General features: G+C 45.2%; 9 protein-coding genes. 6 read left to right on the forward strand and 3 right to left on the reverse strand.

The features are described from left to right. Positions 1-66: 66 nt before the first annotated feature. From VIP81_RS08400 to VIP81_RS08425, 6 genes are all read left to right on the forward strand, one after another. Entirely contained in the window at positions 67-942 is an 876-nt protein-coding gene (locus VIP81_RS08400; RefSeq protein WP_331958360.1) for a YicC/YloC family endoribonuclease, read from the forward strand. A 15-nt stretch (positions 943-957) separates the two neighbouring features. Then, a complete protein-coding gene (locus VIP81_RS08405; RefSeq protein WP_331958363.1) occupies positions 958-1,446 on the forward strand; it encodes a gliding motility lipoprotein GldH in 489 nt (162 codons plus the stop codon). Positions 1,447-1,466: 20 nt separating this feature from the next. Continuing rightward, positions 1,467-2,462 carry a sensor histidine kinase gene (locus VIP81_RS08410; protein WP_331958366.1) on the forward strand — a complete coding sequence of 332 codons (996 nt, stop codon included), beginning with the start codon at positions 1,467-1,469 and terminating at the stop codon, positions 2,460-2,462. Positions 2,463-2,525: 63 nt separating this feature from the next. Further along, positions 2,526-3,236, forward strand: coding sequence for a response regulator transcription factor (locus VIP81_RS08415; protein ID WP_211971073.1), 711 nt, complete (start codon positions 2,526-2,528; stop codon positions 3,234-3,236). A gap of 245 nt (positions 3,237-3,481) precedes the next feature. Further along, positions 3,482-4,291 carry a sensor histidine kinase gene (locus VIP81_RS08420; RefSeq protein ID WP_331958374.1) on the forward strand — a complete coding sequence of 270 codons (810 nt, stop codon included), beginning with the start codon at positions 3,482-3,484 and terminating at the stop codon, positions 4,289-4,291. 124 nt (positions 4,292-4,415) lie between these two features. Continuing rightward, the gene (locus VIP81_RS08425; protein ID WP_331958377.1) at positions 4,416-5,162 is read left to right on the forward strand and encodes a LytTR family DNA-binding domain-containing protein; all 747 of its coding nucleotides are present in this window, start codon (positions 4,416-4,418) and stop codon (positions 5,160-5,162) included. Here the strand turns inward: VIP81_RS08425 and VIP81_RS08430 are convergent. From VIP81_RS08430 to VIP81_RS08440, 3 genes are all read right to left on the reverse strand, one after another. After that, a complete protein-coding gene (locus VIP81_RS08430; protein ID WP_331958380.1) occupies positions 5,157-5,900 on the reverse strand; it encodes a tetratricopeptide repeat protein in 744 nt (247 codons plus the stop codon). The two genes, VIP81_RS08425 and VIP81_RS08430, sit on opposite strands and share 6 nt — an antisense overlap. Before the next feature lie 59 nt (positions 5,901-5,959). Beyond that, entirely contained in the window at positions 5,960-7,903 is a 1,944-nt protein-coding gene (locus VIP81_RS08435; RefSeq protein ID WP_331958383.1) for a BatD family protein, read from the reverse strand. Positions 7,904-8,062: 159 nt separating this feature from the next. After that, positions 8,063-8,482 (reverse strand): SDR family oxidoreductase (locus VIP81_RS08440; protein ID WP_331958386.1); only part of this gene is annotated, 420 nt, incomplete at its 5' end.

Consider the following 8,482-nt stretch of genomic DNA (forward strand, 5'->3'; position numbering starts at 1 on the left):
TTCGGTAGCTTTCCCCTTTCCGCTTTCAGCTTTTTTAACTAGGTTTGTCACCTACAAATTTCTATTATGCTGAAATCAATGACCGGCTTCGGAAGGGCAGAAAGCACAAGAGGCGAAACTAGTATCGTAGTGGAGATCAAATCGCTGAATGGTAAGCAGTTTGAAGTGAATCTGAAGTTTTCTCCTTTGTTAAGACCCTATGAGTTTGACATCCGCGCCCTTATGCAACAAACGTTGCAGCGGGGAACACTGGATGCAACGATTAATATTCGCCAGAATGGCGCTACCCGACCGGTTGTGATTAATACAGACCTCGCAAAATATTATTACCAGTCTATCACCATGCTGGCTAACCAGCTGGAACTGCCGCAGGGCGATATGCTCAATGTACTGATGAAATTACCGGAAGTAGTAAGTCCTGCTACCGAACAAATGACAGAAGAAGAGTGGAAAGACGTAGAAGGTACGCTGCGTCAGGCATTGACCGATCTGGACACCCATCGTATTGATGAAGGACAGATGCTGGATGCCGATCTGCAACTACGTATAGAAAACATTGATGCGGCTATGCAGAAGGTGAAAGAACTGGACCCGCTGCGTAAAGACCGTATCCGTCAACGTCTGGAAGGATTGCTGGCAGAACATGTAGGTAAAGAAAATGTAGACAGTAACCGACTGGAACAGGAGTTGATCTTCTATCTGGAAAAACTGGATATCTCAGAAGAATTGTCCCGCCTCGAGAATCACCTGCGCTATTTCATGGAAATATTGAAAGACGCTGATTCCGCCAAAGGAAAGAAACTGGGATTTGTGTTACAGGAAATAGGTCGTGAAATAAATACCACCGGCTCCAAAGCCAATGATGCCGGTATACAGCAATGGGTTGTGTTGATGAAGGATGAACTGGAAAAAGCCAAAGAACAAGTTTTAAACGTTTTATAGTAAGGCGAATACCGTATGAACAGACTTTTCCTGGCAACAGCAGGCTTGTTATTGTTGGCTGCAGCCTGCAAGCCGCCTAAAATGGACACTTACGAGAAAAACCTGGAAATCCCGGGACATGAGTGGACATATGATTACAAACCGTCTTTTGAAGTAAAAATACAACCGGAGGACACTGCATATCTGTATAACATTTATGTTAATATCAGGCATACAGATGCTTACCCTTACAGTAACATCTGGCTGTTGGTAGCAACGCAGACTCCGGGCGACAGTACCGTCCAGGAACAGCGGGTGCAATTGCCACTCGCAGATGTAACAGGAAAATGGGCTGGTTCCGGCCTGGATGATATTTATGAACACCGCGTTTTCATTCAACAGCGCGCCATCCTTAATAAGCCGGGGATCTATAAATTTACATTTGAACAAAATATGCGGCAAAATCCGCTACCCCATGTGATGAATGTTGGCTTGCGGATTGAGAAAGCCGGTACGAGGCAATGATGAAAAAAATTTTCAATAAAATGCAGGAGGGCAAATCCGTTTCCCTCGTCTATTTTTTAGTACTGGCATATACGATAGCAGCCCTCGTGTGGTGGGGCATTCTCTTGTTCAGACAAAGTGAACAGATCAGCGGCTTTGAACGGCAAAACCTATATTTACGTGTAGACAGCCTGGCACAACCGATTGCCCATCAGCTGGAACTACAGCGGATTAACAAGGAAGAGCATATGCGCTCTTTCAAATACCTGGGCGAAGGGCTCATTTTTTTAGGAATCATTTTACTCGGCGCACTCTTTGTATACAGAGCCGTGTGGAAATATATGAAGCTTAGCAGGCAGCAACAGAACTTTATGATGGCCGTTACGCATGAATTGAAATCACCTATTGCGGCGGCTAAATTAAACCTCGAAACTATCCGCAAACACCGGCTGGACGAGGAAAAACAACTGAAGCTTATTAATAACACCATTCGTGAAACCAATCGCCTGGACCAGTTATGTAATAACATCCTGCTGGCAGCGCAACTGGAAACACACAAATATCAGCTGTATAAAGAACCGCTGGATTTTTCAGCACTGGTAGCAGGTAGCATCAAAGACCTGGATGGCCGCATAGGCACCCATCAGATACAGGCAGAAATTTTACCGGATGTATGGCTGGATGGTGATAAACTAACCCTGCAGATTATACTCAGCAACCTGGTGGAAAATGCCGCCAAATATGCACCTAAGAATACTGTCATCATTGTAAAACTCTTTGAAAACGAGGAGCAGCTGAAGTTACAGGTCATCGACGAAGGTCCGGGGATACCGGAGGAAGAAAAAAGAAGAATCTTCCTGAAATTTTATCGCGTGGGTAATGAAAATACCCGTAAGGCGAAAGGCTCTGGCCTCGGCCTTTTCCTCACCGCAAAGATAGTGGAACAGCATGGAGGCGAGATCGAAGTAAAGGATAACATACCTACCGGTAGCTGCTTTGAAATAACCTTGCCTGAATATTCCGTACAAACGGCGTAAATTAGATGACGGATTGATGAATACCGGAGAATCCGGATTCGATGTAAAATCAAACAATAACACATGAAGGAAGCGACAAAGGCATCAATACTGCTGGTGGAGGATGAAGAAAATCTCCAGGAAGCGCTGAAGCTGAACCTGGAGCTGGAAGGATACGAGGTTACCGCAGTAGACAACGGCACCGCTGCGCTGAAAGCAGTAAAAAACGAATATTTCGATCTCATTATACTGGACATCATGTTGCCCGAAATGGATGGTATAGCGGTATGTGAAAACATCCGTATTCAAAACAATGAAATACCTATCCTGTTCCTGAGCGCCAAGAACAGCAGTGCAGACCGCGTGCTAGGACTCAAGAAAGGCGGCGATGACTACATGACCAAGCCGTTTAACCTGGAAGAACTATTGCTGCGCGTGGAGAAACTCATCGTAAAAAATAAGAAGATCCAGGACAAAGACAGTGTACCCAACGTATACCGGTTCGGAGAAAATATGATCGACTTTGCCGCACAGGAATGCGTAGGCAAAGACGGCAAACATTATGAGCTGAGTAAAAAAGAAGCCATGCTGCTGAAATTACTCATCGAAAACAAAGGAGAAGTCGTTACCCGGGAAAAGATCCTGCAGGTGGTATGGGGATATAACGTATACCCTACTACCCGTACCATCGATAACTTTATTCTCAACTTCCGGAAGTACTTCGAAGAAGACAGCCGCAACTCCCGCTATTTTCACTCTGTAAGAGGAGTAGGATATAAATTTACCGAAGCATAAGAAACAGCTTTTAGCCGTTAGCTTTTAGGAAATGCAGCGAAGATCATGATAGGTTGGCCACCCGCTGCATTTCCTAAAAGCTAAAAGCTAACGGCTAAAAGCTGTTCCGCCACTTTTCACCTCATTCTCCCCGATTTCCGTTAAAATTCAACCTCGGAGTAAATCCCACTTTCTTAAGGAGATTAATTAGCCGATATTTATTCCGCTTATACGAGAAGAAGATCATCTTCCTGTAAACCTAATATGTGGCACATCATTACACAGAAATAGTCTTTGCTGCGGAGTGGCCGTTCTGGCTGTTTTTTTTGTTAAGTCTCGTTACCCTAGTAGTATTTTTTACCCTCCGGGAAAGAAAAATAAGGAGAGCCTCAGCGAAAGAAATAACCAAACACCACGCCCTGATAAACCTGGAGCTACATGCTTTCCAGGCGCAAATGGACCCTCATTTTATATTCAATAGCCTCAACGCTATTCACCATTATATTCTTACCACCAGTACAGATATGGCGTCCCTGTATCTGACCCGTTTCTCCCGGTTGATGCGCCTTATGATAGGCAATTTCAACAAGGAATGGATTTCTCTGCAAGACGAACTGGATGCCCTGGAACTATATATACAACTGGAACAACTGCGCTTCGATGAACAGTTCAACTACCAGCTGAATGTGCTGCCGGAAGTAAACAAACAGTTTACCCTGATCCCTCCCCTGATCATTCAGCCCTATGTGCAATATGCCATCTGGCACCGGATCTTGCTGCGGCCTCAGAAAACAGGCGGACAGCTGCTGATCACCATCCGTAAGGAAAAAGACCGGCTGTTTATTCAGCTGGAAGACAATGGCATCCTGATCACCGAAGTGCTGGATAGTACCGGCGAGCGGCAGGCCTCCGGCATTGATATCGCTTCAGAACGATTGTATATGATGAGTGAAAAATACCATATGCAGGCCAGCATCAAGGCATTGCAGGTGTATGATGCGGAACAGTTGCCAACCGGTAACCGCCTTATTATCAGCATGCAACATGTAGGCACCCGGCAATCCCTGGCGGGCTGAGTCTTTAATTGGAAATATGCCATTAATTGCTTAATTTCTACATGGATTTTTCGAATCAATGACCATATTAGCAAGATCTCACTGCAAATCTGTAATACCCGGACTTTTAATTTAATCTGACCAAATGCGTACCATTATCGTGGACGACGAGAAACATAGTCGGGATGCGCTGCAAATGATGTTGGAGAGGTATTGCCCGCAAGTATCCGTACAGGCAGTATGTTGTAACGGTACTGACGCTATAACAGCCATTCATGAGTTGCAACCCCAATTGATCTTCCTGGATGTGGAAATGCCCGGCATGGACGGTTTCCAGGTATTGGAAGCCTGTAATCACCACGATTTCGTTGTTATTTTCATTACCGCCTACGATCAGTACGCCCTGCAAGCCATTCACCACAGCGCATTGGATTACCTGCTCAAACCCATTGATATTAAAGAGTTAAGGGATGCCGTGGATAAGGCCGGCCAACAAACCAGTGCCGACAGAAGTGAGAAAGTCGATAACCTGCTGCTATTCCTGCAACAACACCTGTATCAGGACGAAAGACTGGCCCTGCCTACTATGGACGGCCTGCGTATGGTAGCCGCTAAAAATATTATCTATTGTAAATCTTCCGGTATCCAGACAAAACTGCATCTGCATGAACCTGAAAAGCCCGTCATCGTATTACGCACACTCCTTGAAATGGAAGAATGGCTGTCTGATAAAGGCTTCTTCCGGGTACACAACAGCTTCCTGATCAACCTGTCTTTTATGGATAAATATATAAAGGGAGATGGAGGCGAAATAATTATGTGCGATGGCTACAGCGTTCCGGTAGCACGCGAAAAGAAACAGGATTTCCTCCTGCGCATAGAACGCTTATAACCGCTTAATGTAAGCACAACTAATCCATCCGTTTTTACCGTCTGCCAGTTCTATTTTGCAAAAGTCGGCAGTAGCATCTGTGATATGCACTTTCATACCCTCTCCCACTTCAAATGCATCGCGGCTGTTTTCATCAGGAGATGTTTTTGCTTTGATATGGCTGTTCATCACAATACCGGATTCGTGATTATTAAAAGTGAGGTAAGCGTCAATGGCCATGAGCAGATAAAGTACGCATAATACGCCAACTATATAATTACCCCAGCGAAGGAATTTATTTTTCCATCCGGGAAGATAAGCATTGAGCACAATGCCTGCTATCAGCAACCAGCATAACACCACGGTGCCTATTGCCCATCCATTGGCATTATGGAGATGTTGAAGCTGTAACCACCACCTTTGAAAAAACAACATCGGCAGTTCTTCCACAAAACCATTTACTTTCTGATTGGCAATGGCCAGGTTATGCTTTACGGCTGCATCCTCAGGCGATAGCTGTAAGGCTTTCTCGTAGCTATATACAGCCTGACCGGTTTTACCTGCTTTGTACCAGGCATTGCCGGCATTGAAGTAGAGTTCTTTTTGTGTATGTCCTTCATCCAGTAACTGCTGATAAGTTCTTGCTGCTTCTGTATACTTGCTTTGGGTAAAAAGAAGATTTGCCTGCTCAAAACGTTGTTGCTCGTTGCTTTGAGCAGCCTGAGCCCGACTAACGATCGCCGTTAGCAGCAAAGCCATTGCAAAAAAGACCGGTTTAATATTCTTATAGTTCAGCATTTTCGCCTTTCGTTAAATGGTTAGTTCTTCAACGCCTGTTCCAGGTTACTGATAATGTCAACAGCCTGCTCGTAAGTACCCTGCATTTTGCGATCATCCTGACCGGGTGCATACAAGGCTACTTCACAATTATCTATCAGGTTAAACAGTTCATGAGTGTTGCTGCCGTTAATACTACGGGCGCTCAATTTATCCTGCACGATTTGCTTACTCAGATCAGCCGCAGGTATTTTCAGTTTCACACTGAGATATCCCCACACTGCCCGGGACGTTTCTTCATAAAATGCTTTATCCTTTCCTTCTTTCAGGTAACGGGCGGCCAGTTCCAGTCGTTTCAGCGCCACCTTGTTAGCGTAACGATGTTTGAGAACCGCTGCATTAGTCGTGTTGTAGTCTTTTCTGCGCTTGTAAAAAGCAATGCCGGCACAAATCAGCAATGGTAATAACAATAAGATATAGAACCAGGGGCTGAGAATAAACCAGCTGTGATGCCTTGTCCAGTCGAGGATACCGGTATTATTTTTCACCAGGTCATTTTTGCCGGTGCCATAGTCCTGTTTATCCTGTTTAATATGTTTGCCCTGTTCAATGTGTACATTGAATGGTTCGGAGCGCAGTGTTTTGTAGCTGTTGGCAGCCGGATCAAAGTAAGAGAATTCAACGGCCGGAATGGTATGATCACCGGCTTCCTGCGGCATCAGTACATACTCGAAAGTACGGCTGCCGGAAAGTGGGTTGCTGTTCTTTTCTATATTGTCGGTTACCTTAGGATCGTACCTGTCAAATCCGGTGGGGACCTCTATTTTAGGAGAGTTGAGCAGGTTCACATTTCCTTGTCCGCTGACGGTTACCTTTAGGGTAAGCGCATCGTCGGTCGTTAATTTATTTTTATCTACTACCGCCGTCATGTTGAATTTACCCACTGCGCCATTATAGCTGAGCGGCCGATCTTCAACAGGAACAGGCTTTACATTGATCTTAATTGGTGAGCTTTGTATTTTGTACGGAACATCCTGGTATTCCACTTCCGGGCGGTTAAAGAAGTCGTCAAAGAAAGGATCTTTAAAGGCCGGGTCATTGAAGAAATCGTCGAAAGGATCTTTTGCGCGGCCACCACCTCGTTTGTTACTCACCATTTTTACCAGCCGCACCTGGTTGTCTACTTCCACCGGATCGAGCTCAAGTGCGCCTGATTGCAGCGGGAACAGGAGGGTTTTACGGATGGTAAATACTTTATAGGGAACGCCGTTAATCCTTTCCTCAGTGGCCTGTGGCGGATTAGGGAGTTCAATATCTTTAGCGGAAAAGCCTTTGAAAGCAGGTACTTTGGTAACGCTGGAATTGGTTGGCAGACGGGTATAAAGTTTATACGTGGCCGTTAGTTGTTCCCCTTCGTATAAATTGGTTTTATCTACATCTACTTTCAGGAATATATTTTTCTTGAGTTTTTCGTTGATGTCTTCGCCTTTTTTCAGAAATCCTTCCGGAAGATCTTCTCCACCGCGGTGAGGTTGCGCGCCGCCGGAAGCGGGTGGCACCTGCTGCTGCTGTTGTTGCTGCTGGGCATTTCCTTTTCTGACTTCAATTAAAACCGGATTTGACTTAACCACATTTCCATTTACGCGGGCCTGTGCGCCTGCAATGGTAAAGCTGCCCACATGTTTGGGTTGCAGCAGGTAGCTGAGTGCAATGTATTCAGAGCGCTTACCATTGAAGATAGATTGCCCCTGCATTTGTGAAGGCCCCTGTAATACATCAAAGTCTTTGAAACTGGGTGGTGTAAAGCTGGCAACATTCACCCCGTTTTCCAGCATAAACTGAATCTGGAACGGTTCATCCTGCGTCACGGTGTTATTGCTCACAGTAGTTGTAAAGCGGAACTCCTGTGCGGAGGCGCAGGCTACCAGACCTAAACAAAACAACATGGCGTAAATACACTTCCTTATGCAATATCTGTACATCATAGTTATGTCAACAAATTTAACCAAAGCCGCCCCGGAAGAGGTGTAAGGCCCCGTTAAAAGTTAGTTAAAACATTTTAATATGTTCTTATTTAGTTATTTAGATAATTTGTATTGGAACAAATACTCCCGGGATAACTATCTGCCAAAATAATAAATGCTTTAAATATCTCCCAGCATGGGGCGGAGCTGAATTTCTTCGATAACGGTTTGTTTGGCCATAGTCCAGGCCGACCAGATTACGCTGGCAATGTCTTCCGGTGGCATCATTCTGTCCGGAGGGGCGTCAAAGCCTTCCCAGGAGGCGGTTAACGTGGGGCCGGGGCTCACAGCGGTTACCCGGATATTGTGTGGCATTAACTCTTTCCGCAGATTTTTGGTAAAACCGAGCAGGGCATATTTGGTAATGCTATAAGAGCCTCCATTCGGATAAGCGCCATAGCTGGCAGTAGAACACATGTTGAAAATATGGCCTTTGCGGTCAGCTATCATAGCGGGTAATAAGGCTCTGGTGAGATGATAAGCGCTGTATACATTTACAGACATAAGCTTTTCCAGCAAGCCTTCTGCTTCTTCATGGAG

Source organism: Chitinophaga sp., assembly GCF_036566945.1.
Taxonomy (GTDB): domain Bacteria; phylum Bacteroidota; class Bacteroidia; order Chitinophagales; family Chitinophagaceae; genus Chitinophaga.

Excerpts from the sequence above, each read along its gene's own strand:
- VIP81_RS08400 (WP_331958360.1), top strand. The coding sequence starts at position 67 with ATGCTGAAATCAATGACCGGCTTCGGAAGGGCAGAAAGCACAAGAGGC.
- VIP81_RS08405 (WP_331958363.1), top strand. The coding sequence starts at position 958 with ATGAACAGACTTTTCCTGGCAACAGCAGGCTTGTTATTGTTGGCTGCA.
- VIP81_RS08410 (WP_331958366.1), top strand. The coding sequence starts at position 1,467 with ATGCAGGAGGGCAAATCCGTTTCCCTCGTCTATTTTTTAGTACTGGCA.
- VIP81_RS08415 (WP_211971073.1), top strand. The coding sequence starts at position 2,526 with ATGAAGGAAGCGACAAAGGCATCAATACTGCTGGTGGAGGATGAAGAA.
- VIP81_RS08425 (WP_331958377.1), top strand. The coding sequence starts at position 4,416 with ATGCGTACCATTATCGTGGACGACGAGAAACATAGTCGGGATGCGCTG.
- VIP81_RS08430 (WP_331958380.1), bottom strand. The coding sequence starts at position 5,900 with ATGGCTTTGCTGCTAACGGCGATCGTTAGTCGGGCTCAGGCTGCTCAA.
- VIP81_RS08435 (WP_331958383.1), bottom strand. The coding sequence starts at position 7,903 with ATGATGTACAGATATTGCATAAGGAAGTGTATTTACGCCATGTTGTTT.